The sequence below is a fragment of the Streptomyces sp. NPDC001270 genome (assembly GCF_042896695.1).
In the GTDB taxonomy this organism is placed as follows: domain Bacteria; phylum Actinomycetota; class Actinomycetes; order Streptomycetales; family Streptomycetaceae; genus Streptomyces.
The window spans coordinates 122,260-146,679 of the sequence record NZ_JBIAXM010000007.1 but is presented as its reverse complement, the minus strand read 5'-3'; the positions used below and the strand labels follow the sequence as shown (position 1 = coordinate 146,679).

The window sequence follows — 24,420 nt, the reverse complement described above, 5'->3', positions numbered from 1 at the left end:
CGGTCACCTCCGTTTCCGTGGGCGTTGCCGGCACGTTCCGCGGGCGGGGAAACCCCGTTGCACCGCAGCACCAGCATCACCCACGATGCGTCCATGAGCACGACGGGGGCGAACGCGGGGCGTGTGTCCTGGGCTTTCGCGGAGACGGCGACATGAGCGCGCGCCTGCGCGCGGTGGCGCGCGAAACCGAGCGGATCGTGGCGGACGGGGCCTATCGCGCGCCGGGCGGGCACGAGGTCACGCTGGCCGTGGCGATCGAGGCGGCGCGCGACGGCACGCGGATGCACGGACCGGGCCCGGTGGAGGTGCCGCCGGCCCCACCTGCCGACACGTTCTTCGAGGTCACGGGCGAGAGCAGCCTTGAGGTCGCGGCCCGGTCGGCCCCGGCACCGGTGGCGGTGCTGGATTTCGCCTCAGCCTGTAACCCAGGTGGCGGATACCTCAACGGTGCCCAGGCCCAGGAAGAGGCCCTGTGCCGGGCCTCCGCGCTGTACACCTGCCTGCGGCGGGCCCCGGAGTTCTACGACCACCACCGCGCCCACCGCGACCCGTTCTACACCGACCGGGTCATCCACTCACCGGCCGTGCCCGTCTTCCGGGACGACCGCGGCGCCCTGCTCGACGAGCCGTTCACGGCCGGGTTCCTCACGGCCGCGGCACCGAACGCCGGGGTCGTGCGGCGCTCGGCGCCGCAGCGCGCGGGCGAACTGCCGCAGGCCCTCGCCGTGCGGGCCGAACGGGTCCTGGAGGTCGCGGCGGCGCACGGCTACCGGCGGCTGGTGCTGGGCGCCTGGGGCTGCGGGGTGTTCCAGAACGACCCTGCCCAGGTGGCGGGTGCCTTCCGCGCGCTGCTCGGCCCCGGCGGGCGATTCGCGCAGACATTCGAACATGTGGTGTTCGGGGTGCTGGACCGCACGCCGGGGGCCGTGGTGCGGAACGCCTTCGCACGGGCGTTCAGCATGCCGCAGCACCGGCCGTAGCGCTTTCGCGGCTGCCCGCGGCGCCCGGCCGCGGCGCCTTCTGCGCGGCTACCGCGCCGTGCGGTACGCGGGCACCTCAGCGCCAGCCGTAGCGCTCCCGCAGCCGGTGCACCACCAGGTTGAACCGCATCCGGTCCAGGGCGCACGCCTCCCGGCGCATGCCCCCCTCGTGCAGCCGCAGCACCCGGTCCACGTCCACCCAGGAGTCGCGCCCCGACCGGTCCCACGGCCCGCTGCCGATCGCCACCCACTCCCGGTCGCCGTCGTGCCGCTTGCTCGACAACTGCACCGCCAGCAGCGTGCCGGCCGCCTCCCGGGCCACGACCAGCACCGGCCGGTCCTTGCCGCGCCCGTCGTTCTCCTCGAACGGCACCCAGGTCCACACGATCTCTCCGGGATCGGGGTCGCCGTCGTGCGCGGGCGCGTACTCGGTACGCACCGGGCCCACGTCGCGCGCGTCGGCCTCGGTGGTGGCGGAGGGGCCGTAGCGGCCCGGGATGTCCTCATCGGCAAAGGCAGTCACGGGGGAACCCTAAAGGGTCCCCCCGCCGCACCCGCGTGGGGTCACCCCCGATCCGTCGTCACCGGCACATGCTGTGTCCGGGGCGCCCCGGCCACGCCGCCTTCCGGGGAAGTCCCGTTCGGGGGCCGGTCGTTGTGCGCCTGGCCGTTCTGGTTCATCGAGGCGAGCAGTTGACGGGCCAGACCCAGCCCGGTGCCGCCCATGGTGAGCGCCTTCGCGAACACGTCCGCCATGCCGTCGGCGCCATTCAGCAGCACCATGTTGTCCACGTTGCCGAAGGCCGACGCGCCCGCCCGGACGATCTCCGGCCAGGTCTCGGCGAGTTGCTGGGCCACGACGGCCTCCTGGTTCTCGGCGAGGGCCGCCGCCCGCGCCTTGATGGCCTCGGCCTCCGCGAGCCCCTTGGCCCGGGTCGCCTCGGCGTCCGCCAGGCCCTTCGCCTGCGCCGCGGCCGCCTCGGCCTCACCCGTCGCCCGGGTCGCCGCCGCACCGGCCGAGCCCCGGCTCTTGGTTGCCTCGGCCTCCGCGCTCGCGGCCGTCTTCACCCGGGTCGCCTCGGCCGCCGCCGCCAGCTCCGTCTCCTTCGCCTTGGCCTGCGCCGCCGAGATCCGGGCGTCCCGCTCGGCCTCGGCCAGGGTGCGCTTCTCGTACGCCTGGGCGTCGGCGGGCTTGCGCACGTCCGCCTGGAGCTGCTGTTCGCGGCGGTTCGCCTCCAGCTCGGCCACCCGCGTCTCCTGGACGACGACCTCCTGCCGGGCTCCCGCCTCGGCGAGCGGACCGGCCTGCCGGGCCTTCGCCGCCGCCTTGTCCCGCTCGGCCTGGTAACCGGCCTGAAGTATCTCGCTGTCCCGGGTGGCCTCAGCCATCCGCGCGAACGACTGCTGCTCCGCCTCGGTGGCGAGCCGGTTCGCCTCCGCCTGCGCGATGCGCGCGTCCCGCTGCACGGCCGCCGCGTGCGGTGCGGCCAGGTTCTGGATGTAGCCGCTCGGGTCCTCGATCTCGTGGATCTGCAACGAGTCGACGATGAGCCCCAGCTTCTCCATCTCCGTACCGCAGGCCGCCCGAGTCTGCCCGGTGAGTTTCTCCCGGTCGCGGATCATGTCCTCGACGGTCAGGCCGCCCACGATGGAGCGCAGATGACCGGCGAAGACGTTGTGCACCCGCTCGGACATCAGCCTCTGCTGGTCCAGGAACCTGCGGGCCGCGTTGGCGATCGACACGAAGTCGTCGCCGACCTTGAAGATGACCACGCCCCGCACCTTGAGCGGGATGCCCTGGTGGGTCACGCAGTCCACGTGCAGCTCGGTCTCGTTCAGATCGAGAGAGAGCCTGCGCACCGCCTGGACGCCGGGCAGCACCAGCGTGCCGCGCCCGGTGACGATACGGAAGCCCATGCCCTCCTCAAGGCCCTCGGTGCGGTGTGTGGAACCGGAGATGATGAGCGCCTCGTTCGGCTCCGCGACCCGCCACATCATCTTGAACAGTGCGATCAACGCGAGAACGGCGACGACGACCGCCCCCGCCACAATGCCGACGAACATCGGCCTGCGCCCCCTTGCCTGGGTGCCTGTTCGGCACCGAACGAAGGGAGTGTCCGCCCGCCGCAGCCACCGGTGAAGACGCCGGCGGATCCTTGTCACAATCTTGACGCACCCCGCCCTCACCTGGGGCGGAGCATGCTCAACTGTCGTACGCGGCCGTGACGTACACCGTTCTCGGCGGCAGGTACTCCACCACCATCACCACCGTGCCCGGCTCGATCCGGACGGCTCCGGTCGCGGCGTAGGCGAGGAAGTGCTCCGCGCCCCCGCGCACCCGCACGATCACCTCGCCGACCAGCCCGGGTCCCACCGTTCCGGTGACCCGCCCCATGAGCCCGACCATCGACGCATCGCCCATGGCCACAGGGTACGGGCCGGGGGCCGTCGAAGGGTCGGGTGTCGCCCGGTCCGATGCTCCGGCACCCGGGTAGGCGGGGGCCGCCGGAGCCGTGCGTCGCCGCGCCCGTACGCGCCGGGCGGCGCACGGGCCCGTGGACGGCGACGATCCGCTCCGTCAGGCCGAATCGTCGGGGACGGCGACAGCCCGGGGCCGGGGCTCGGTCCTGGGCCAGGGGCGGCTGGTGAAGCGCTCGATGTCCGAGTTGAACTGCCACAGGTCCGCGATGAACCGCAGCCGGCGCTCGGGGGGCCAGTCGGCGACGACCTGGGTGAGGCCGTCGACGATGGTCTCCCGCTGCACGGCGAGCCGCCGTAGCCCTTCACCGGTGATGCGGTACTTGCGGGCCATCCCGCCGTCCGGATCGGGCGTCCGCTCCACCAGCCCCTGACGCAGCAGGGCCGAGGTCTGCCGGGTGAACGTCGACGCGACCAGTCCGAATGCCTCGACGAAGTCCGGCACGGACATCGGCCCCTGCACCTCCAGCCGGCTGAGCAGGACATACGCGCTGCGATCCAGCTCGTCGCCGCCGCGCACCCCGCGGGACGTCATCTCCCGGTGGCGCGTCAGGATCAGCAGCTCCAGTTCGATGCGTTCCCCTGCTTCACGCGCATCCACTCCGGTGCCCCTCCGTCCCCCGTGACCGGGTGCTCTCCCGTTGGTGACTGCGCGCCTCACCTTAGGTGAAAACACGCCAATGGACGAGAAGTGCATCATGCACACTTGATGCAGGATGCACAATGTGAATAGCGTCCTGTCTGTGACCGCGTCAGCGTCCGTCCGCCGCGCTCTCACCTCATCCCCATCCCGAATCACCCCCCACCCCGAATCTCCAGCCCCCACGAGGAGAAGCAGATGCGACCCAACGACCAGACCCTGCGCCTGCCGCTGCCCAGCGACAGCCCCCTGGAGCCGCCCGCCGAGTGGGAGCGGCTGCGCCGGCAGTGCCCGGTGGCCACCGTCGAACTCCCCAGCGGTGACGAGGCGACCCTCCTGACCCGCTACGACCACGTAAAGTCGGTCCTCTCCGACGCCCGCTTCACCCGCCCCAAGGCCGGTGAGGGCGCCGCCCGGATCGCGCCCGAGGGCGCGGGCGGCCCCGCCGCCGACGGCGAGGGCGCGCTGACCCTGCCGGACCGGGGCGAGCCGCACCTGCGGTGGCGGCGCCAGGTGGGCAAGTACTTCACCGCCAAGCGCATGACGGCGCTGCGCCCCGGCATGGTGGCGACCGCCGGACAACTGGTGGACGACATGATCGCGCGGGGCGCGCCGGGCGACCTCAGGGCCAGTCTCGGTTTCCCGCTGCCCGTCTACGTGATCTGCGACATCCTGGGCGTCCCCGCCGAGGACCGGGAGCGCTTCTCCCACTGGTCCGACGCCTTCCTGAACGTCACCCGCCTCACCGGTGAGCAGGCGAGGGCGGAGCACGACGAGTTCGCCGAGTACATGGCCGCACACATCGAGGCGACCCGGAAGCGGCCCGGCGACGACCTGATCAGCATGCTGATCAAGGGGAGCGAGCCGGAGGGCCAGGGGCTGACCGACGAGGAACTCGTCGCCACCGGCATGGGCCTGCTGGTCGCCGGGCACGAGACCACCGCGAACATGATCGGCAAGATGGTCTGCCTGCTGCTCGCCGACCGCAGCCGGTGGGAGCGGCTGCTCGCCGACCCCGGCCTGGTGCGCACCGCGGTGGAGGAGTCGCTCCGCTTCGACGTCAACGTCGGCCTCGGCATGCGGCGTTACCTCACCGAGGACATCGAGGTCGACGGCGAACTGCTGCCCAGCGGAACCACCGTCGTGTGCAGCATGGCCGCCGCCAACCGCGACGAACGGGCCTTCGCCGACGCGGGCCGGATGGACCTCACCCGGTCCCCGAACCCGCATCTGACGTTCGGCGCCGGGCCGCACTCCTGTCTGGGCCAGGCGCTGGCCCGCACGGAACTCCAGGTCGCCCTGGAGGTCCTGCTGCACAAGGTGCCCACCCTCCGCCTGGACGTGCCCGCCGAGGAACTGCCGCGCATCGAGGGGCTTCTGGTGACCGGACCGAGCACGGTGGCGGTGCGCTGGTGAGGGGACCGCACCCGGAGGAAAGGACCGTCCAGTGAAGATCACTGTGGATCAGGACCGTTGCTGCGGTGCCGGCCAGTGCGTACTGACCGCGCCGGAGGTGTTCGACCAGCGGGACGAGGACGGCGTCGTCGTCCTGCTCGACGCGGGGCCCGCACCGGAGTTGCACGCGGCCGTGCGGGAGGCCGCGGCCGTCTGCCCGGCGGCTGCCATCACGGTGGCCGAGGAGACCCCTGCCTGAGTCGCGCGGCGTCTTCGCCCGCGACACCGGCTGACAGGAGAGGGACCGGCCCAGCCGCGCACCGCCGGGATTCCGGCCACCGGCTGGGCCGTCCGCCCACGCTCCGAACCGTCCACGCTCCGAACCGCCCGCGCTCCGAACCGCCCGGTCCCCGACCTCGAACCCGGCGGTGGACCCCGTCCACCCGCGGACCCGACAGCAGGGCCGCCCACCGACCGCTGGATCCACCCACGTGGATCCCTCACACCGGGCCCCCGCGTCCCCCCGCCCGGCGAACGCGCGCCCGACCGATCCCACCCCACAGGCCCCCACAGGCCCCCACAGCCCCCGACCGCCTCCCGACCGACCCCCGGCAGCCTCCCGAAAGGAACAAGGACGCCCATGCCCGCCCCTCGCACCGAGCCGTCGCCGCCCGCCTCCCACCCGCACGAGCAGGACCTGGACCTGGACCTGGACCTGGACCTGGACCTGGACCTGGACCTGGACGCCCTGCGGGCGAAGTACCGGGCGGAACGCGACCGCCGGATCCGCCCCGACGGCAACGCCCAGTACCGGCGCCCGACCGGCGAGTTCGCGTCCTTCGACCAAGACCCGTACGCCGACCCGGAGTTCACCCGGGAACCCAGGCGCGACCGGGTGGAAGCGCTCGTCGTGGGCGGCGGGTTCGGCGGGCTGCTGGCCGGCGCGCGGCTGCGTCAGGCCGGCGTGGACTCGATCCGGATCGTCGAGAAGGGCGCGGACTTCGGCGGCACCTGGTACTGGAACCGCTACCCGGGCATCCACTGCGACATCGAGTCGTACGTCTATCTGCCCCTGCTGGAGGAGGTCGGCCACGTCCCGGCGTGGAAGTACGCGCCGGGGGAGGAGATCCGGCAGCACGCGCGGGCCGTCGCCCGCCGCTTCGGCCTCTACGACGACGTCTGCTTCCAGACCGTGGTGACCGAACTGCGCTGGGACGAGGGCACTTGCGAGTGGCTCGTCAGCACCGACCGCGGGGACCTGATCCGGGCCCGGTACGTGGTCACCGCCACCGGTGTGCTCAGCTCGGTCAAACTGCCCGGCATCCCCGGTGCGGAGACCTTCCGGGGCCACATGTTCCACACGAGCCGCTGGGACTACGCCTACACCGGAGGCGACGCGAACGGCGGACTCGTCGGGCTCGCCGACAAGCGGGTGGCCCTCATAGGCACCGGCGCCACCGCCGTCCAGTGCGTGCCCCACCTGGCCGCCGACGCCCGGCACCTGTACGTCTTCCAGCGCACCCCGTCCTCCGTCGACGTACGCGGCAACCGGCCCACCGACCCGGACTGGGCCGCCTCCCTGGAGCCCGGCTGGGCCCGGCGGCGTCGTGACAACTTCCTCCAGATCGTCTCCGGGGTCCGCGTGACCGAGGACCTGGTGGACGACGCCTGGACCTCCAGCGCCCGGCTCCAGGAGAAGATGGTCCCGACCGACAGCTACGCGCAGGTCCCGCCCGAGGAACGCGAACGGGCCTACGAGATCGCCGACTTCCAGAAGATGGACGAGCTGCGCGCCCGGGTGGACGACCTCGTCACGGACCCGGCGACGGCCGAGAAGCTCAAACCCTGGTACCGGTACATGTGCAAGCGGCCCACGTTCAGCGACACGTATCTGCAGACCTTCAACCGGCCGAACGTCACCCTCGTCGACACCGCCGACACCCATGGCGTCGAGCGGATCACCGAGCACGCCGTCGAGGTTGGCGGGACGGCGTACGAGGTGGACTGCATCGTCTTCGGCACCGGTTTCGAGGTCGGTGTCTCCGGGCTGCTGTCCGGCCGGCTGCCCGCGTACGGCCGGGGCGGTGTCGGGCTGCGGGAGGCGTGGCGGGACGGGCCGCGGACCCTGCACGGGTTCTACAGCCACGGCTTCCCCAACCTGTTCCAGCTCGGACCGGTGCAGAACGCCGCCGCGGTCAACTACGTCCACGTCCTCGACGAACAGGCCGTCCACGTGGCCGAGGTGGTGGCGCAGGCCCGCGCACGGCGGTCCCGGTACGTCGAGCCGTCCCCCGGCGCCGAGGCCGCGTGGGTGGCCGAGATCCGGGACAACGGCACGGACCTGGCGGCTTTCCGCGCCGAGTGCACCCCCGGCTACTACAACAACGAGGGCCGGCCGAACCCGGCCGGCCAGCGGTACGCGGACGGGCCGGTCGTCTTCCACGGACTGCTGCGGCGCTGGCGCGCCGAGGGCGGGATGCGCGACGTCCTGGTCGAGGGGGAGTGAACGCCGGCCACGGCGCGGCGGAGGCCGGGCCCGGCCTCCCCAGCCGGTTCGATGAGACGGGCCGCAGCCGCACCACGAGCACCCGCTGGGCGGTCCGGCGGCTCAACCCGCCCAACCGGCTGTGGGGTTCGAACGGCGTGGCGTTCGGGCCGGACGGCCGCCTGTACGTCGCCCAGTTCCTCGCCGGGCAGATCAGCGCCGTGGACCCGGCGACGGGGGACGTCGAAGTGGTCGTCCCGATGGACGGGCCGGTGCAGTCGCCCGACGACCTCGCCTTCGGCGCGGACGGTTCGATGTACATCGCGGACCTGGTTCCCGGCCGGGTGTGGCGGCGCGACCCGCAGGGCACGTACACGCTGGTCCGGTCGGACGTGGTCAACCCCAACGGCATCACCTGCGTCGGCGACCGCCTCTTCGTGAACGAGATGAAGCCCGACGGCCGCCTGCTGGAGCTCTTCCCGGACGGCCGCGACCCGGTGGTGCTCACCCAGGGCCTGGCACTCGGCAACGCGATGCAGCTCGGCCCCGACGGCCACCTCTACTACCCGCACATGATGAGCGGCGCCGACCCCCTGAACACCGGGCAGGTCTGGCGGATCCCGCCGGACGGCGGCAGTCCCGAACTGGTCGCGGACGATGTGCTCCAGCCGGTCGCGGTCCGCTTCGACCGCGGCGGTGTGCTGCACGTGCTCTCGCGCGGTCCGCAGGGCGTCGTCACCCGGATCGACCTCCACGGGAGCGGCGCCCGCACCCTGGTCACCAGCGGGCTGACCGGTCTGGACAACGCTGCGTTCGACGCGGAGAACCGCATGTTCGTCTCCAGCTACGCCAGCGGCGGCGTCACGGAACTGCACCCCGACGGCCGGATCCGTCAGCTCGTGCCCACGGGACTCGACGGTCCCTACGGCGTCACGGTCGACCTCGGCGGCGGGGTGTACGCGGCCGACCACTACCGGATCGCGAGCCTGGCACCCGACGACGGACGCGGGCCGGGCGGGCCACCGGTCGAGGCCGGGACCACCGGGTCACCACCGGCCGGGGCCGGGTCCGGGCCCGCCGGGGTGACCACCCGGATCCTCCTGCCGTTCGCCCACGGCATCGCCGCCGACGGCACGCTGCTGCACTCCACCTCGCAGTACGGCGAGGTACGCACGCACGACACCGGGACGGGCGCCACCCGGGTGCGGGCCACGGGCCTGCGGCGGCCCCTCGGCATCACCGTGGGACCGGACGGCTCGCTCGTCGTGGCCGAGGCGGACGCCGGCCGCATCGTGGCGATCGACGGCCGTGACACGCTCACCGTCCGGGCCGAGGGGCTTGCCGGTCCGGTGGACGTCACCTTCGACGGGCAGGGGCACTGCTATGTGAGCGACGACCGGCTGGGCGCGGTGCTCCGCCTCGACGACGACGGGTCGGCGGTGGTCGTCGCCGACGGGCTCGGGGCCCCCGAGGGCCTGGCCGTGCTGGGCGACGAGCTGTTCGCGGTGGAGCGCACGCACCGCAGGCTGCTGGCGATCTCCCCCGGCACCGGCGAGTGGCGGGTGGACGCCGAGCACCTGCCGGTGGGCCCGCCGCCCGGTATCGGACCCCGCGCCGAGCCCGCGCTGTTCGCCGGCGGCATGCCGGGCGCACCCCGCGGCTTCGCGGGCCTCGCCGTCACCCCCGACGGCTGTCTGCTGCTCTCGGCCGACGGCGAGGGCACGGTCCTGCGGCTGGCTCCGGCCCGTCCGGCCGTCTGACGGTCCGGCCGGTCCCCTCCCCCTCGGGGGCCGGCCGCACCGGGTCAGGCGCAGTACCGCAGGTCCGCCCAGACCACCGTGCCCTGGGTCCGGGTGGACCGGTCGGCTCCCCAGGCCGAGGAGAGCTGGTGGACCAGCAACAGCCCCCGTCCGCCCTCGTCACGGGGGCCGGGGTGGCGACCGGTCGGACGGCCCGTGGTGTGGTCGTCGTCGTGCACCTCGATGCGCAGGCTGTCGTCGCCGGCCAGGGATATACCGCACAGGAAGCGCCTGCTGCCCGTGTGGATGACGGCGTTGGTGGCCAGCTCGGAGACGAGCAGTACGGCATCGCAGCACAGGTCGCCGGGCACCCGCCACGAGCACAGCCGCTCGCGCACGGTGTCACGCGCCGCTTTCACGCTGGTGCGCAGCGCGGGCAGGCCGAACCAGTGTTCCCGGTGCGAGAGAGCGGCAGTCGGGCGGTTGACGGTGGGGGTCGTGTGGGGGGTCACGGAGTTCGCCTTCCAAGGGGAACGGGCGCGGGGCGGAGCCGACAGCTACGGGAAAGCCCAGGGGGGAGAGGCGCGTTCAGGGGATGACCCGTGGTCCTAGCGCCCGGTGGCACCAACTCCCGTCCGGTCGACGGCAGATGGCGAGGCACCACGGCTGCGGCGAGTTTGCTCACACGGTCAACTATGCTCGGCACTCACTTCATACTGCAACCGTCTCTCTGATAATTTCAGCAAGTCGGTATCGGTCTGGCTTTCTCCTCAAGTGACTGTCAGACTCACATGGGTGACAGCCCATCAGGAGGTAGTGACGTGAGCGAAGGCAGATCCGGCTCCGGCGCACCCACGGTCCTGCGCATGATCCTCGGCCGCAGGCTCCAGGACATGCGGCAGGCCGCCGGAGCCTCGTTGGACGACGCGGCCAAGGCGCTGCGTGTCACGTCGCTGACGATCCGGCGGCTGGAGAAGGCCGAAGTCGCCCTGAAACCGCTCTACGTCGAGAAACTGCTGGAGACCTACGGGGCCGAGCCCCAGGAGATCGACGAGTTCGTCGCCCTGGCCGAGCGGGCCAACGAGCCCGGCTGGTGGCACGCCTACCGCGACGTGCTGCCCAACTGGTTCACGGCGTACGTGAGTCTGGAGACCGGCGCCAAGACCCTGCGCACCTACGAACCCCACTACGTCACGGGCCTGTTGCAGACACCTGTCTACGCGCGTGAAGTACTGCGTGGAGGTTTCCCCAACGGCAGCGAGGACGAGCTGGACCGCCGCGTCGACCTGCGGCTGCGCCGGCAGAGCCTGCTGACGGCGCCGAACGCCCCCACCCTCTGGGTGGTCATGGAGGAAGCCGTACTGCACCGGGTGGTGGGCGGTCCGCAGGTGATGCGCGAGCAGATCGACCGGCTCCTGGAAGCCTCCGAACTCGGCCTCGTCAGCATCGACATCGTGCCCTTCTCCGCCGGTGCACACGTCGGTGCGTGCGCGCCCTTCACCTACTTCCGGTTCCAGGAACCGGAACTGCCCGACATCGTCTACACCGAGATCCTCTCCGGCTCGATGTACCTGGACCAGCGCGAAGACGTGGTCGCCCACCTGGAGGCGCACACCCGCATGTCGCTGCTGACCTCGTCCGAGGACAGCAAGGTGCTCTTGAACCGCATGCGCAAGGAGTACTCATGACCACCCCCACCACCCCCACCAACAGAACTGTCTACAACGGGATGCCGGCCTTGGAGCTGGGCGAGCAGGGTTGGGAGCGCCCGTGGAGCGGGCCCAACGGCGGTCAATGCGTGGAGACGAAGCAGCTCTCGGACGGCCGGGTGGCCGTCCGTCAGTCGACCGACCCGGCCGGACCGGCGCTGATCTACACGCCAGAGGAGATCAGCGCCTTCGTCCGCGGGGTCAAACAAGGCATGGCCGACCACCTGACGGTCGGCTGAACCGGCCTGCCGGTACGCCGACGCACACTCCGAAAGGGACAGCATGACCAACATCCACGCGGGCCGGGACCTGGACACCAGCAGGCCGCACTCGGCCCGCATGTACGACTACTACCTCGGTGGCAAGGACCACTTCCCGGTCGACAAGAAGGCCGCCGCGACCGTCGCGGACCTCTACCCCGGAATCTTCGCGTGCGCCGGGGAGAACCGGAAGTTCATGCACCGGGCGACCCGGACCCTCGCCCAGGAGTACGGCATCCGGCAGTGGCTCGACATCGGCACGGGCATCCCCACGGAGCCCAACCTGCACCAGGTCGCCCAGTCCGTGGCGCCCGACGCCAGGGTGGTCTACGCCGACAACGACCCGCTCGTCCTCAAGTACGCCGAGCGCCTGATGCGCAGCACGGCGCAGGGCCGCACCGCGTACATCGAGGCGGACGCCACCGACCCGAAGTCCCTGCTCGCGGCCGTGGAAGGAGCCGACGTGCTGGACTTCGACAAGCCGATAGCCCTGTCCCTGAACGCGCTGATGCACTTCGTCACCGACGACATGGACCCGTACGGCATGGTGGCCGGCTACCTCGAAGCCCTCCCCTCGGGGAGTGCGCTGGCCCTGAGTCACGTCACATCCGATTTCGACCCGGACGTCTGGGTGAAGGTCATCGACCTGTACGTCACGTCGGGGACCCCGGCGCAGACGCGCTCGAAGGAGGAGGTCGCCCGCTTCTTCGGCGCGCTCGACCTGATCGAGCCGGGCATCGCGCTCGCCCACCGCTGGCGGCGGCCCGCCGACGAGGACGCGGACGCCGCAGGGGAGCCCACGGACGCCGAGGTCAGCATGTTCGTGGGCGTGGGCATCAAGCCGTAGCCGGGCACCGTGGAAGTGCCAGGGCGTCGTCGCCGGATCCGGGGCCGGGTGGCTCGGCGGGCCGTTGTCGGTGGGCCGCGTTACTGTGCGGCCAAGTGACCACGGACCCGCGTGCAGGAGGTTCTCATGGCCTCGCGCCTCAACCCCTACCTCAGTTTCAGCGGTGACGCCCGGCAGGCGATGGAGTTCTACCGGGACGTCTTCGGCGGCACCCTGACCGTCAGCACGTACGGTGAATCCGGGGAGCCGGACGCCCCGGGCGCCGACCGGATCATGCACGCCCTGTTGGAGACCCCGAGCGGTTTCACCCTGATGGGAGCCGATGCGCCGGCCGGGCTCGCGCACACCCACGGAAACAACTTCTCGGTGAGTCTGAGCGGCGACGACGACACCGAGTTGCGCGGCTACTGGGAGAAACTGTCCGCAGGCGGCATCGTGTCCCTGCCACTGGAGAAGCAGGCGTGGGGTGACGAGTTCGGCATGTGCACGGACCGCTTCGGCATCCCGTGGATGGTCGACATCGCGCAGCCGCGGGGCTGACCCGGCCGCGGCGCGGCCGTTCGCCGGCCCGTTCGGCGCGCGCGATCGGCCCGGAGCTGGTGTGCTGGAACTCGGGGGCGTCGCACTCGTTCCCGGAGAGACACATGAGCAGCTACAAAGTCGCGCAGGTACCCACCAAGGGCGGACCGTTCGAGATCGCCGAGCGGGAGATGTCGCAGCCGGGACCCGGACACGTCCGGATCGCCGTGGAAGCCTGCGGTGTCTGCCACAGCGACGCGTTCTTCGTGAACGCCGGTGTGCCCGGTGTCCGGTTCCCGGTCGTTCCCGGACACGAGATCGCCGGGCGCATCGAGGCCCTGGGTGAGGGCGCGCGGGAAAAGGGCTGGCAGCTGGGCGACCGCGTCGCGGTGGGCTGGTTCGGCGGCAGCTGCGGCCACTGCACGCCCTGCCGGCAGGGCGACTTCATCGTGTGCGAGAACCTGAAGGTCCCCGGGTGGGCCTACGACGGAGGCTTCGCCGAGGAGGTGATCGCCCCGGTCGACGCCCTGGCCAGGATCCCCAGCGGACTCGACGCGAGCGACGCCGGACCGATGGCCTGCGCCGGCGTGACCACGTTCAACGGGCTGCGGCGCAGCTCTGCCCGGCCCGGTGACACGGTCGCCGTGCTCGGCATCGGCGGCCTCGGCCACCTCGCGGTGAAGTACGCCGTCGCCATGGGTTTCGAGACCGTGGCCATCGCCCGCGGCGCGGAGAAGGCCGACCTGGCCAAGCAGCTCGGCGCCCATTACTACGTCGACAGCACGTCGGGCACGCCCGTCGCCGATGCGCTCCGCTCGCTCGGCGGGGTGAAGGTCCTGCTCGCCACCGCCGGGAACTCCGCCGCGGTCACCGAGACCGTGGAAGGGCTCACGCACCGTGGTGAGCTGGTGGTCATCGGGGCGGCGAACGAACCCCTCGGGATCACCCCGGCCCAGCTGCTGATGTCCGGGCGGGTGGTCCGCGGTCATCCGTCGGGCACCGCGCAGGACGTGGCGGACACCATGGCGTTCAGCATGCTGCACGGTATCCGTCCGATGACCGAGATCGTGCCGCTGGACCAGGCGGACGAGGCGTACCAGAAGATGCTCTCCGGCGGAGCGCGCTTCCGGATGGTGCTCACCACGACCTGACGTGGGACGTCCGCCGCCGGGACGCCGTGGCGGCGGACGTCCGCGGTCTGATGGCCTCCCGGCGGCGGGCACCCGGGGCGGTCGGGCGGCGTCAGCCCGTGAGATCCGAACCGGCGGTGGGCCGGGCGCCGTTCTCGGGGCGCCGCTCCGGGGCATCCCGCCCGCCCGCACGGCGCAGCTCACGCCACTCCGGCCGCAGGGCGGTCAGATTCGTGGTGAGGAAGTAGGCGGACCCGCCCGCGAGCAGTACCGGCACCAGCCCGGCGGAGGCCACCGCCGCCCCGGCGATCAGCCCGCCGAGCGGAATACCCGCCCAGGCCAGTGAGTCGCCGAGCGCGTTCACCCGGCCCAGCATGCGGCGCGGCACCCGTTCGAGGAGAACGGCCCCCAGCACCGGGTTGACGAAGCCCACGCCGAACCCGCCGACGGCGAACACGGCCAGCACCGCACCCAAGGGCGCACCCGAGGCGAGGACCAGGAACCTAGGTGCCCCGGCCAGCAGGAATCCGATGAAGAACACCGCGCGGCGCGGCAGCCGGTGCCCGGCCAGCGCGGCGATCAGGCTTCCCGCGACCGCCGTCGCCCCCGAGACACTGCCCAGCAGGCCGATCGCGCCCGCCCCGCCGCCCGACTCCTTGGCCCAGACCGGCAGCAGCACCGAGCTGAACCCGGCGTCCAGCAGATTGGTCACACCCACCATGACCACGACCATGAGCAGCAGCGGCTCCCCGCGCAGGAAGGCCAGGCCCTCGCCGAACCGTCGCCAGTAGCCCGTTTCCGCCGCCCCGGCCCGCTTCGGGGCCTCCTCGGCCGTCCGCCCCAGGCCACGGGGCAACACCAGTCCCACGATCAGCGAACCCAGCGCGAAGCTGCCCGCGTTGACCAGGAGCCCCGGCAACGGGCCGACCAGGGCCACCAGGGCGCCGCCGGCGGCCGGGCCGACGGTGGCCGCCAGCCGTTCCGTCACGCCCGTCAGACCCGTGGCCCGCTCCAGCGGGATCCCGCCGCGTTCGGCCGCCTCCGGCACCATGACCTCCTTGGCCAGGTCACCGGGCCCGCGGGCCGCGCCGATCACCGCTACCAGGGCCAGCAGCAGCGGATAGGACAGCAGGTCGACGGCGTACAGGAGGGGGACCGCGGTGGCGGCGGTGGCGCTGACCAGATCGGTGGTCCAGGAGACAGCCCGCGGGCCTGTCCGGTCGACCAGCGGCCCGGTGAACGCCTTGACCAGCACGTACGGGGCCATCTCGCAGAAGGCGACCAGTCCGGTGCGGGTGGCGCTGCCGGTCGTGACGAGCACGAACCAGGGCAGGGCCACGGCGGACACCCGGGTCCCGGTCAGGGACACGGCCATCGCCGCCAGCACCCCGCCGAACGGTCGTAACGAGCGCTGCGCCGGTGTCCCGCCGCCGGTCCCCGCGCCGTTGCCCGTCACGGTGTCGGGTCCTCGGCGGAGGCGGGCGTGTCCAGCTCGGGCAGGACCTGCACGATGACGCCGACCCGCGCCGCGCCCTCGGCGGCGCGCACGTCGGACTCCGGTGTGTCGCCGTCGTAGCGGGCGATCACGGCCCACAACTCCTCCCGCAGCGCGACGGCTTCGTCGGGCGTCAGCCGCAGTGCCCGGTCGCTCAGGTCGACGGCGCTCCGCCAGGGACGGGGCATCGTCCCCAGTTCGTTGAGCGTCTGCTGGGTGCGCAGGGTGTACGTCGCGGCGACGGATTGCAGATAGGCGAGCGCGGCCTCCGGCTCCTGCTCGACCAGGTCCAGGATGCTCATCTCGGTCATCCGGTGTACCGAACGCCACCAGCGTTCACGGGCGTTGCCGCGTTCCGTGTCCTCCTCGACGAATCCGGCCGCGCCGAGCCGGCGCAGATGGTAGCTGGCCGTCCCGGAGTTCACGCCCAGCCGTTCGGCGAGGCGGGTGGCCGTCGACGGGCCGTACCTCCGCAGCAGCCCGAGCAACCGCAGCCGCACCGGGTGGGCCAGGGCGCGCAGCCCCTTGGCGTCCAGGACGGCCGAGTCCGCCGTGGCGGACGGGTCGTCCGGCCTTTTCTCCGCGTCCGTCATGCCGGCACCCTGGACCGCAAACGTTTCTTCGCAAATAGTCCTTCGCGAAGAGATGTTCGCGAAGAACTCTTCGCAAAGCGGTGTCGGGGAAAGGCCGTTCGCAGAGTGTGGTTCGCCTGGGCAGCGTTCGTCCCGAAGCCGCTCGGTCACCAGCCGGTCAGCAGAAGGTGGTTGACGAGGAGCGCGAGCGCCGCCTGGGCGGCGAGCCAGACGCGCGGGCGGTCGAGGAACGCGCAGGACGCGAGCAGCCACATCGCGAAGGGCAGCCAGATGCGTTCCGTCTCGGCCTTGCTCATCCCGGACAGATCGGCGGCCAGCAGCGCGAGCAGGGCGGCAGCCACGAGCAGCGCGAGGCGGGCGGCCGCCGGGCCCCCGGTGCCGTCGGTGGCGTCCGTGCCACCGGTGCTGTCCGGGCCGGCTGCCCCGTCCGGCCGTGTCAGGGCCGCGCCGCGCAGCCGGGCGAGCGTCGATCCGGCCCGTGCGAGACCCGCGGCCGTGGCCAGACCCGTGATGATCACCGTGCCCGCGAGATCGGCCCACACCCAGTAGCCGTACGGGCGGGTGCCGCCCACGCCCTGGTAGTAGCGGGTGACCAGCAGGTGGTACGCCTCCCACCAGTCGAACCCGGCGAGCGTGAACACCAGCGGTGTCACCGCCAGCCCGGCGACCAGCGAGGCCAGCAGAACGGGCCGCTCGCGTATCCGGCGCCGGCCCAGCACCAGCACCGCCGCCCCGGTCACCGCGAACAGCGTGAGTCCGTACGAGAGATAGCAGGTCAGCCCGAACAGCAGCCCGGAGCCCGCCGCCGCCCACAGAGACCCGCGCGTGACGGCCAGGGCGAGGAGCGCCACCGCCCAGGCGGCGACGGCCGCGAAGTACGCGTCGGCCGAGGTGCCCAGCCACACGGCGGCCGGGGCCAGTACCAGGAACGGCGCCGCCCGGCGGGCCGACCGTTCGCCGGCCAGCGCGCGCACGGCGACCAGGACGGCCACGCAGGCCGTCGCGCCGGTGGTGATGCACCAGACGCCCGCCCAGGCCCCGCCGTGCAGCCCGATCCGGTCCAGCAGCACGAAGGTGAGCGGGGCCGCCGGGGGATGGCCGGCGACATGGGCGGGCCAGGGCTGCGGGGAACCGGCCACGATGTGGTGGGTGAAGTCCCGTAGCGCGTCGGGGATGTTCTGGAAGCGGCCGATGACCCGCAGGTACTCCTCCCGCGTGGTGAGCCGGCCGGCGACGCCCCGCCGCCATCCGTCGACCAGCGCGAGCGACCAGATCCAGGCCATGGCCGCAGCCCAGGCGGTGACGAGCAGGGCCCGCCACGGCAGGCGGGCCGCCAGCGCGGGCCCGTACGCCACGCCGGCCGCGGCCAGGACGACGGCCGCGGGGGTGCCCGGGCCCACGTGCGGCTGCCAGGTCGCGAACAACGGGGGCCAGTTGACGAACAGGGTGTGATGGGTGTCCTGGATGTGCCGGCCGACCAGGGCGGCCACCAGGACGAGCAGGGCGGCGGCCACGACGGCACACAGGTCGCGGAGCGGAGTACGAGTCACAGCGAAACGCTAGGCACCCGAACCGCGAACTCGGCCTCCCGCGGGGCGGACGTCAGCGTTTCGTCATGGATCACGCACCCGTCCCCCGTGCGGTCGCGGCCTGCGATCCGGACGGACACGTGCAACGGTCCCACGCGGCGCCGGACTTGTGGCACGACCGCCGCGTGGCGCCCGGTTCGCCTCGGCGTCGGGCCCCGCCCGGCCGGGCCGAAGCCGTCCAGCCGTCCGCCGGTCCGCCCGCCCAAGCCCCGGAGCGGACCTGCCTGTTCGCGGCCCGGTTCCCGTCCGTCACCCCGCGCGAGGGGCGCCGGCCGGCGGACCGTCCGGGGACGGCTACCGGGCCCGCTGGCTGCTGATCACGGCCCTGCCGTGCCCGGGCTCCGCGGCGGTGCCGGTGGCGCGGCTGCGCAGGGCCGCGAAACAGCGGCCGCCCTCGGCCCACTGGCCGACGGCACGCCAGCCGGTGCTCCGGGCATACCGGAGCAGGGCCGGCGTGCCCAGCCGCGCCCAGGGGAACGGGCTGCCCGCCGGGCCGTCCGGGCCGCCACTGTGCACGACCTGCACCCGGATCCGTTCGTCGATGTCGAACGGCGCGGTCTCGACCACCAGCAGCCCGCCCGCCGCCGTCAGCCGGGCCAGCCGCAGGAGCAACTCCCGCGGGTCGCCGCCGATGCCGATGTTGCCGTCCATGAGCAGCAGCGTGTCCCACCGGCCCTCCCCGGGGACCCGCTCGAACACCGAGCGGCACAGCGCCTGGCCGCCCCTGCGCACGGTGTGCCGGACGGCGGCCTCGCTGACGTCGATGCCCAGGGCCGGCCGGCCTCGCGCGGCGAGCGCCGCCACCAGCCGTCCCGGCCCGCACCCCACGTCGAGCACCGCGCCCTCGCAGCGCTCCAGCACCGCGAGGTCGACGGCGTCGGCCGCGGCGCACCAGCGTTCCACCTCCAGCGGCAGCAGCCAGCCGTCGCCGCGCCGCAGGAACAGCGGGCCGCGGCCGGTGCGCAGCGCGTCCGCGTAGGGGTCGTCGGCGCCCCATGGCGCGGCGGCGACGGAAGCGGCGGCGCCGGGTGCGGCGGTCACCGGCCGACGCCCGTGCCGAGCCGGGCGAGCCGTGCGGCGAACCGGCCGCGCGGGGCCGCCGCGGCGACCGCGCGGGCGTCGGCCGCGGTGTCCACGTCGCGCAGCCGGGGCAGATCGCGCACCCGCAGGCCGGCGGCGACCAGCCGGGCCCGCTGGACCGCGCCCGTCTCGGCCGTCGACATGGGGACGCCCCGCAGCAGCTCCGGGTCCGGGACCGCCAGCCCCAGCGCCCAGAAGCCGCCGTCCTCGGCCGGTCCGAAGAAGGCGTCGCACCCGGCGAAGTCCACCGTGAGCAGCGCCGGTGTCACCTGCGGGGTGTCCATGCCGATCAGCAGGGCCGGTCCGCCACAGCCGGCGAAGGCGTCCGCCAGCCGCTCGTCCAGGCCGCCCCCGCACTGCGGTACGACGTCGAAGCCGGGCGGCAGCCAGGGGCCGGGCGAGCCGTCCAGGACGAGGACCCGGCGGGCGGCCGGCGCGTCCGCCACGGCCGCCAGCGTGTCGGCGAGCGCGGCCTCGGCGAGTTCGGCCGCCTGCCGGGGCGTGAACGGCGGGGTGAGCCGGGTCTTCACCCGGCCCGGACGGGGTTCCTTGGCGATGACGAGCAGGGTGGGCGCCGAGTCGGTCATCGGGGCGTGCCACCTCCCGCGGCGGGCACCGCCGGCGCGGCCAGCACCTGGCGCATGTCGCGCACCGCGTGCCAGGTGCCGCGCCAGGTCCCGGTCACCTTCGAGACGCCGGTGCGCGGCAGATAGGGGACGTCGTGCTCGGTCACGCGCCAGCCCGCGTCGGCCGCCCGCACCACCATCTCCAGCGGATAGCCGCTGCGCCGGTCGGTGAGGCCGAGGGCGAGTAGCGGCTCACGGCGGGCGGTCCGCAGCGGGCCGAGGTCGTGCAGGCGCAGCCCGGTGCGGCGGCGCAGCAGCCGGGCGAGCGCGAGATTGCCCGCGCGGGCGTGGGCCGGCCAGGCGCCCCGGCCACGCGGCCGGCGCCGGCCGAGCACCAGGTCGGCCCGGCCCGCGCGGACCTCGCGGACGAACGGCACCAGCAGCGCGGGGTCGAGCGAACCGTCGCAGTCGCAGAAGCACACGATGTCGGCGGTGGCGGCCAGCAGGCCGGCGTGGCAGGCCGCGCCGAAGCCGCGGCGCCGCTCGTGCACGACGGTCGCGCCGAGACCGCCGGCCACCTCCGCCGAGCCGTCGGTGGAGCCGTTGTCGACGACAAGGGCGCGCCAGCCGGCCGGGATCCGGCCGATCACCCAGGGCAGGGCGGCGGCCTCGTCCAGACAGGGGAGGACCACATCGACCGCCGGGATCGTGGGAGAGATCGTCACGGCACTCACCCTACGAGCACGAAATGGACATACCGGTCTTCCGTTCCTTACGAAACACGGACGTCGCGCCCGCCGCCCGGCCGCGAGGCGACGTGCGCACAGGCCCGGTGCGAGGCTGGACACATGCAGCAGCCGCACGAACCCGAGGACGCCCAGCCGCCCGGACACCCGCGCCCCGGCGGCGCCCGGGTCCTGGTCGTCGAGGACGACCCCACCGTCGCCGAGGTCGTCACCGGATATCTGGACCGCGCCGGGCACGCCGTGGACCGCGCCGAGGACGGACCGACGGCGCTGGCCCGGGCGTCCGCGCACTGGCCGGACCTGGTCGTCCTGGACCTGATGCTGCCCGGCATGGACGGCCTTGAGGTGTGCCGCCGGCTGCGCGGCCGGGCGCCCGTCCCGGTCATCATGCTCACCGCGCGCGGCGACGAGGACGACCGCATCCTGGGCCTGGAGGTCGGCGCCGACGACTACGTCACCAAACCCTTCAGCCCCCGCGAACTCGTCCTGCGCGTCGAGTCGGTGCTGCGCCGCACCCGGCCCCGCGCGGACCTGCGCCCGTTGGCCGCGGCGGGCCTCACCGTCGACCCGGCGGCCCGGCGCGCCGCCAAGGACGGCGACGAACTCGCCCTCACCCTGCGCGAGTTCGACCTGCTGGCCTTCTTCCTGCGCCATCCGGGACAGGCGTTCAGCCGTACGGACCTGATGCGCGAGGTGTGGGGCTGGGACTTCGGTGACCTGTCCACCGTCACCGTGCACGTGCGCCGGCTGCGCGGCAAGGTCGAGGACGACCCGGCCCGGCCGCAGCTGATCCGGACCGTATGGGGCGTCGGCTACCGGTTCGACCCCGAGGGGGAGGCGGAGCTGCCGTGAACGACACCCTGCTCATGGCCCTGTACGCGTTCCTGGGCGCCGGCGCGACCGGTCTGGTCGGGGCCGGCGTGCTGCGGCTGATCCGGCGGCGGTCGCTGACCGCCTCGCTCACCGTGGTCGCCGCGGTGGCCGTGGTCGCGATGCTCGCGGGCACGCTCGCCGTCGCGTGGGCGATGTTCCTGTCGTCCCACGACCTGAGCGTGGTGACCACGGTCGTCGCGATGGCCGCCGTGGTCTCCCTGGCCACCGCGCTGCTGCTGGGCCGCTGGGTGGTCGCCCGCAGCCGGGCGCTCACCCAGGCCGCCCGCTCCTTCGGCGACGGCGGCCACTTCGCCGCACCGGCCGGCCCGGCCACCGCCGAACTCGACCAGCTCAGCCGGGAGCTGGCGGCGACCAGTGCCCGGCTGGCCCAGTCCCGCGAGCGCGAGCGGGCCCTGGAGTCCTCCCGGCGCGAACTCGTCGCGTGGATCTCGCATGACCTGCGCACCCCGCTCGCCGGGCTGCGTGCCATGGCGGAGGCCCTGGAGGACGGGGTGGCCGCCGACCCGGACCGCTATCTGAAGCAGATCCGTGCCGAGGTCGAACGCCTCAACGAGATGGTGGGCGACCTGTTCGAACTCTCCCGGATCCACGCCGGCGCGCTCGCCCTGGCCACGTCCCGGGTCTCGCTGTACGACCTGGTGGGTGACGCCCTCGAGGGCGCCGACCCGCTCGCCCGCGAGCACGGCGTGCGCCTGGTCGGTGACCGGGTGGAGCCCGTACCGGTCGAGGTGGACGGCAAGGAGATGAGCCGGGTCCTCGGCAACCTCCTCGTCAACGCGATCCGCCGCACCCCCGCCGACGGCACGGTCGCGGTGGCCGCCGAACGGTCGTCCGAGGGCGTGGTGGTGTCGGTGACCGACGGCTGCGGAGGCATCCCGGAGGAGGATCTGACGCGCGTCTTCGACACCGGCTGGCGCGGTACCCACGCCAGGACCCCGCCCGCCGGCGCGGGCCTCGGACTCGCCATCGTCCGCGGCATCGTGGAGGCCCACCAAGGACGTGCGAGCGTGCGCAACATCCCCGGCGGCTGCTGCTTCGAGGTGACACTGCCCGTTTTCGAGCCGGAGGGATGAGCACCGGGGGCCGGCCCCGCCCCGCTCCGCACGGCGGCGCGGCATCCCGGGCAGCGCGCGGCCGGTGCTCAGGCACCGGGTCGGCCGGGTTTCCACCAGCGGAGTCGGACGGCGCCGGGCGGGTGGCCCGCCGGTCGTGACCGGGGGCGGACCGCCGCGCGCCGCCGTAGCCGGTCCGGCATCGCGGGGCGGGGCGCGCGGGCGCCGTACGGCCGAGCGCCCGCGCTCCGTGCGCCGGTGAGTTCAGGCTTCTTGCAGCGGAGCGGCGGCGAACTCGCGCATTCCGTCGCGGAACCCGGTCCCGGGACGCCAGCCCAGGTCGGTGCGCAGCCGTGCCGAGTCGGCCGTGATGTGCCGTACGTCGCCCAGCCGGTACTCGCCGGTCACCACCGGTGCCGGACCGCCGTGCGCCGCGGCCAGTTCGGCCGCCATCTCCCCCACGGTGTGCGGCTCGCCGCTGCCCGTGTTGTACGCGGTCAGCGCCCCCGGCGCCGAACCCGCCTCCAGCGCCAGCACGTTCGCCGCCGCGACATCCCGCACATGCACGAAGTCCCGCCGCTGGCGCCCGTCCTCGAACACCCGCGGCGGCTCGCCCCGGGCGAGCGCCGAGCGGAAGAAGGAGGCGACCCCCGCGTACGGGGTGTCGCGCGGCATCCCGGGCCCGTACACGTTGTGGTAGCGCAACGACACCGCCGACCCGCCTGTCGCCCGGGCCCAGGCCGCCGCCAGGTGCTCCTGGGCCAGCTTGGTGGCCGCGTACACGTTCCGGGGATCCGCCGGGGCGTCCTCCCGGACCAGCCCCGGCGACACCTCCCGGCCGCACACCGGGCAGCGCGGCTCGAAGCGCCCGGCGGCCAGATCGGCGAGCGCCCGCGGCCCTGGCCGCACCACCCCGTGCGTCCGGCACTCGTACCGGCCCTCCCCGTACACCACCATCGACCCCGCCAGCACGAGCCGCCGCACCCCGGCCCCGGCCATCGCGGCGAGCAGGACGGCCGTGCCGAGGTCGTTGCGGGAGACGTACTCCGGGGCGTCCGTGAAACCGGTGCCGAGCCCGACCATGGCCGCCTGGTGACAGACGGCGTCGACCCCGGCGAGAGACCGGCCGACCGCCTCCCGGTCCCGTACGTCCGCGCCCGCGTCCGCGCGCACGTCGAACACCGACGGTTCGTGGCCGCGCGCCGCCAGCGCCTCGACGACCTGGGAACCGATGAACCCGGCACCGCCGGTGACCAGTACGCGCATGCCCTCACGCTAGGGCCGCGCCCCGGACGAACCGCGGCCCCGCGCCCGGCACGCCCCGGTTTTCCCGGGCCCGTGCCGCGACGCGTGGCCAGCGCGGGCGCGGAACCGAAGCCGCGCTGACGGTTCCTCAGCGGCACACCGGCACAAAGACCCCGGGGAACACTGCCGGGATTCGGCAATGCGCCTGGATGTGCCCGGCAGGCATCATGACGTCGGGGGAGCACTGAGGATGACTCCGGTGCCGGGCACCGGCAGGTGCCCGGCACCGGAGTCCGGAGTGCGGACGGTGCACCGCCCGGACACGCCGTCGGGCCGTGGCCGCGGACCGGGAGGGGGCGGACGATGCGGACGTTCATGGAGGCCGCCACCGGCCCGCTGTCGATCCTGTTCACCGCCGCCCTCGTCGTGGTCGTGTGCTTCTGGCTGCTGGTCGCGCTCGGCGCCGCCACCGCGGACAGCTTCGACGCGGACATCGACCTCGGGCCCTGGGGGATGGGCGGGGTGCCGGTGGCGGTCGCGCTGTCCCTGCTGACAGTGCTGGCCTGGCTCCTCGGTGTCGCCGCACACGCGCTGCTGCTCGCCGAGTTGCTGTCCGCCGGGGCCGTGGGCGGGGCGCTGCACGTGCTGGCCTCGGCCGTCTCGTTGGCCGTCGCCTGGTGGCTGACCCGCCTGTTCGTCCGGCCGTTGCACCGACGCCGCACCGTCGGGCCCCGGCCCGCCCGGGGGAGTGCGCACGGCGGCACCGGTTGAAGCCCGCACCCCCGGCCCGTCGCCGGGCCGAAGGAGCCGTCATGACCCCTTTCCTGGTTCCGGTCGCCGGCGCGGTGCTCGTGGTGGCGTGCGCCACCGCGGCGCTGGTCCGCCGCGACCGCCGGCAGGCCCGCGCCCACCGCCCGCCCCCCGATCATGAGTGACCGGCGGCGCCGCGTTATGCTGCTGCTCCGCTGAGCCCCGTGG

Annotated in this window: 26 protein-coding genes; 14 read left to right on the top strand and 12 right to left on the bottom strand. The window is 73.6% G+C overall.

Going from position 1 to position 24,420, the window contains the following annotated elements; genetic code table 11:
* Positions 1-152 precede the first annotated feature (152 nt).
* On the top strand, positions 153-980 hold the full coding sequence (locus ACFY2B_RS14235) for a TIGR02452 family protein (RefSeq protein WP_390763405.1): 828 nt from the start codon (positions 153-155) through the stop codon (positions 978-980).
* Between the two features lie 76 nt (positions 981-1,056).
* On the opposite strand, the gene ACFY2B_RS14230 is transcribed toward ACFY2B_RS14235, so the two are convergent.
* From ACFY2B_RS14230 to ACFY2B_RS14215, 4 genes are all read right to left on the bottom strand, one after another.
* The gene (locus ACFY2B_RS14230; RefSeq protein ID WP_390763404.1) at positions 1,057-1,503 is read right to left on the bottom strand and encodes a type II toxin-antitoxin system PemK/MazF family toxin; all 447 of its coding nucleotides are present in this window, start codon (positions 1,501-1,503) and stop codon (positions 1,057-1,059) included.
* 41 nt (positions 1,504-1,544) lie between these two features.
* Positions 1,545-3,044, bottom strand: a complete 1,500-nt coding sequence (locus ACFY2B_RS14225; protein ID WP_390763403.1) for a flotillin family protein — start codon at positions 3,042-3,044, stop codon at positions 1,545-1,547.
* A gap of 139 nt (positions 3,045-3,183) precedes the next feature.
* Entirely contained in the window at positions 3,184-3,402 is a 219-nt protein-coding gene (locus tag ACFY2B_RS14220; protein WP_376526724.1) for a hypothetical protein, read from the bottom strand.
* A 156-nt stretch (positions 3,403-3,558) separates the two neighbouring features.
* Positions 3,559-4,059 carry a MarR family winged helix-turn-helix transcriptional regulator gene (locus ACFY2B_RS14215; RefSeq protein WP_390763402.1) on the bottom strand — a complete coding sequence of 167 codons (501 nt, stop codon included), beginning with the start codon at positions 4,057-4,059 and terminating at the stop codon, positions 3,559-3,561.
* A gap of 237 nt (positions 4,060-4,296) precedes the next feature.
* On the opposite strand from ACFY2B_RS14215, the gene ACFY2B_RS14210 reads away from it, so the two are divergent.
* From ACFY2B_RS14210 to ACFY2B_RS14195, 4 genes are all read left to right on the top strand, one after another.
* Complete coding sequence (locus ACFY2B_RS14210) at positions 4,297-5,514, top strand: cytochrome P450 (RefSeq protein ID WP_390763401.1); 1,218 nt, start codon at positions 4,297-4,299, stop codon at positions 5,512-5,514.
* 31 nt (positions 5,515-5,545) lie between these two features.
* Positions 5,546-5,752 (top strand): ferredoxin, encoded by a 207-nt coding sequence (locus ACFY2B_RS14205; RefSeq protein WP_376526733.1) that lies wholly within the window; start codon positions 5,546-5,548, stop codon positions 5,750-5,752.
* Positions 5,753-6,133: 381 nt separating this feature from the next.
* Positions 6,134-7,999 carry a flavin-containing monooxygenase gene (locus tag ACFY2B_RS14200; RefSeq protein WP_390763400.1) on the top strand — a complete coding sequence of 622 codons (1,866 nt, stop codon included), beginning with the start codon at positions 6,134-6,136 and terminating at the stop codon, positions 7,997-7,999.
* Positions 7,996-9,738 (top strand): hypothetical protein, encoded by a 1,743-nt coding sequence (locus ACFY2B_RS14195; protein WP_390763399.1) that lies wholly within the window; start codon positions 7,996-7,998, stop codon positions 9,736-9,738. The genes ACFY2B_RS14200 and ACFY2B_RS14195 overlap by 4 nt, the downstream gene beginning before the upstream one ends.
* A 44-nt stretch (positions 9,739-9,782) precedes the next feature.
* Here the strand turns inward: ACFY2B_RS14195 and ACFY2B_RS14190 are convergent, their stop codons facing one another.
* Positions 9,783-10,229 (bottom strand): ATP-binding protein, encoded by a 447-nt coding sequence (locus ACFY2B_RS14190; protein WP_390763398.1) that lies wholly within the window; start codon positions 10,227-10,229, stop codon positions 9,783-9,785.
* Between the two features lie 309 nt (positions 10,230-10,538).
* Here ACFY2B_RS14190 and ACFY2B_RS14185 point away from each other — a divergent pair, with 309 nt between their 5' ends.
* The 5 genes from ACFY2B_RS14185 (at position 10,539) to ACFY2B_RS14165 (ending at position 14,203) form a co-directional block, all read left to right on the top strand.
* Entirely contained in the window at positions 10,539-11,405 is an 867-nt protein-coding gene (locus tag ACFY2B_RS14185) for a helix-turn-helix domain-containing protein (RefSeq protein ID WP_390763397.1), read from the top strand.
* The gene (locus tag ACFY2B_RS14180; RefSeq protein WP_390763396.1) at positions 11,402-11,665 is read left to right on the top strand and encodes a DUF397 domain-containing protein; all 264 of its coding nucleotides are present in this window, start codon (positions 11,402-11,404) and stop codon (positions 11,663-11,665) included. Before ACFY2B_RS14185 ends, ACFY2B_RS14180 begins: the two co-directional genes overlap by 4 nt.
* A gap of 43 nt (positions 11,666-11,708) precedes the next feature.
* Positions 11,709-12,533, top strand: coding sequence for an SAM-dependent methyltransferase (locus tag ACFY2B_RS14175; protein ID WP_390763395.1), 825 nt, complete (start codon positions 11,709-11,711; stop codon positions 12,531-12,533).
* A 126-nt stretch (positions 12,534-12,659) separates the two neighbouring features.
* On the top strand, positions 12,660-13,073 hold the full coding sequence (locus tag ACFY2B_RS14170) for a VOC family protein (RefSeq protein WP_376526753.1): 414 nt from the start codon (positions 12,660-12,662) through the stop codon (positions 13,071-13,073).
* Positions 13,074-13,177: 104 nt separating this feature from the next.
* Positions 13,178-14,203 (top strand): alcohol dehydrogenase, encoded by a 1,026-nt coding sequence (locus ACFY2B_RS14165; RefSeq protein ID WP_390763394.1) that lies wholly within the window; start codon positions 13,178-13,180, stop codon positions 14,201-14,203.
* A 91-nt stretch (positions 14,204-14,294) separates the two neighbouring features.
* Here ACFY2B_RS14165 and ACFY2B_RS14160 read toward each other — a convergent pair whose 3' ends face one another.
* The 6 genes from ACFY2B_RS14160 to ACFY2B_RS14135 all read right to left on the bottom strand — a co-directional run bounded on the left by ACFY2B_RS14160 (position 14,295) and on the right by ACFY2B_RS14135 (position 20,239).
* On the bottom strand, positions 14,295-15,557 hold the full coding sequence (locus ACFY2B_RS14160; protein ID WP_390763554.1) for an MFS transporter: 1,263 nt from the start codon (positions 15,555-15,557) through the stop codon (positions 14,295-14,297).
* Positions 15,558-15,634: 77 nt separating this feature from the next.
* Positions 15,635-16,270 carry a helix-turn-helix domain-containing protein gene (locus ACFY2B_RS14155; RefSeq protein ID WP_390763393.1) on the bottom strand — a complete coding sequence of 212 codons (636 nt, stop codon included), beginning with the start codon at positions 16,268-16,270 and terminating at the stop codon, positions 15,635-15,637.
* 146 nt (positions 16,271-16,416) lie between these two features.
* The gene (locus ACFY2B_RS14150; RefSeq protein WP_390763392.1) at positions 16,417-17,820 is read right to left on the bottom strand and encodes a hypothetical protein; all 1,404 of its coding nucleotides are present in this window, start codon (positions 17,818-17,820) and stop codon (positions 16,417-16,419) included.
* Between the two features lie 333 nt (positions 17,821-18,153).
* Positions 18,154-18,900, bottom strand: a complete 747-nt coding sequence (locus ACFY2B_RS14145; protein WP_390763391.1) for a class I SAM-dependent methyltransferase — start codon at positions 18,898-18,900, stop codon at positions 18,154-18,156.
* On the bottom strand, positions 18,897-19,526 hold the full coding sequence (locus ACFY2B_RS14140) for a DUF2064 domain-containing protein (RefSeq protein ID WP_390763390.1): 630 nt from the start codon (positions 19,524-19,526) through the stop codon (positions 18,897-18,899). Before ACFY2B_RS14140 ends, ACFY2B_RS14145 begins: the two co-directional genes overlap by 4 nt.
* Positions 19,523-20,239, bottom strand: a complete 717-nt coding sequence (locus ACFY2B_RS14135) for a glycosyltransferase family 2 protein (RefSeq protein ID WP_390763389.1) — start codon at positions 20,237-20,239, stop codon at positions 19,523-19,525. The genes ACFY2B_RS14140 and ACFY2B_RS14135 overlap by 4 nt, the downstream gene beginning before the upstream one ends.
* A 114-nt stretch (positions 20,240-20,353) precedes the next feature.
* Between ACFY2B_RS14135 and ACFY2B_RS14130 the strand changes: the two genes are divergently transcribed.
* Both ACFY2B_RS14130 and ACFY2B_RS14125 read left to right on the top strand, forming a co-directional pair.
* Positions 20,354-21,103 carry a response regulator transcription factor gene (locus ACFY2B_RS14130; RefSeq protein WP_390763388.1) on the top strand — a complete coding sequence of 250 codons (750 nt, stop codon included), beginning with the start codon at positions 20,354-20,356 and terminating at the stop codon, positions 21,101-21,103.
* Complete coding sequence (locus tag ACFY2B_RS14125) at positions 21,100-22,218, top strand: sensor histidine kinase (RefSeq protein WP_390763387.1); 1,119 nt, start codon at positions 21,100-21,102, stop codon at positions 22,216-22,218. The genes ACFY2B_RS14130 and ACFY2B_RS14125 overlap by 4 nt, the downstream gene beginning before the upstream one ends.
* A gap of 243 nt (positions 22,219-22,461) precedes the next feature.
* Here ACFY2B_RS14125 and ACFY2B_RS14120 read toward each other — a convergent pair whose 3' ends face one another.
* The gene (locus ACFY2B_RS14120) at positions 22,462-23,463 is read right to left on the bottom strand and encodes an NAD-dependent epimerase/dehydratase family protein (protein ID WP_390763386.1); all 1,002 of its coding nucleotides are present in this window, start codon (positions 23,461-23,463) and stop codon (positions 22,462-22,464) included.
* 342 nt (positions 23,464-23,805) lie between these two features.
* Between ACFY2B_RS14120 and ACFY2B_RS14115 the strand changes: the two genes are divergently transcribed.
* Entirely contained in the window at positions 23,806-24,213 is a 408-nt protein-coding gene (locus tag ACFY2B_RS14115) for a hypothetical protein (RefSeq protein WP_390763385.1), read from the top strand.
* 41 nt (positions 24,214-24,254) lie between these two features.
* Positions 24,255-24,377: a hypothetical protein gene (locus ACFY2B_RS14110; protein ID WP_390763384.1), complete on the top strand. Its 123-nt coding sequence runs from the start codon at positions 24,255-24,257 to the stop codon at positions 24,375-24,377.
* The last annotated feature ends 43 nt before the right edge of the window (positions 24,378-24,420 follow it).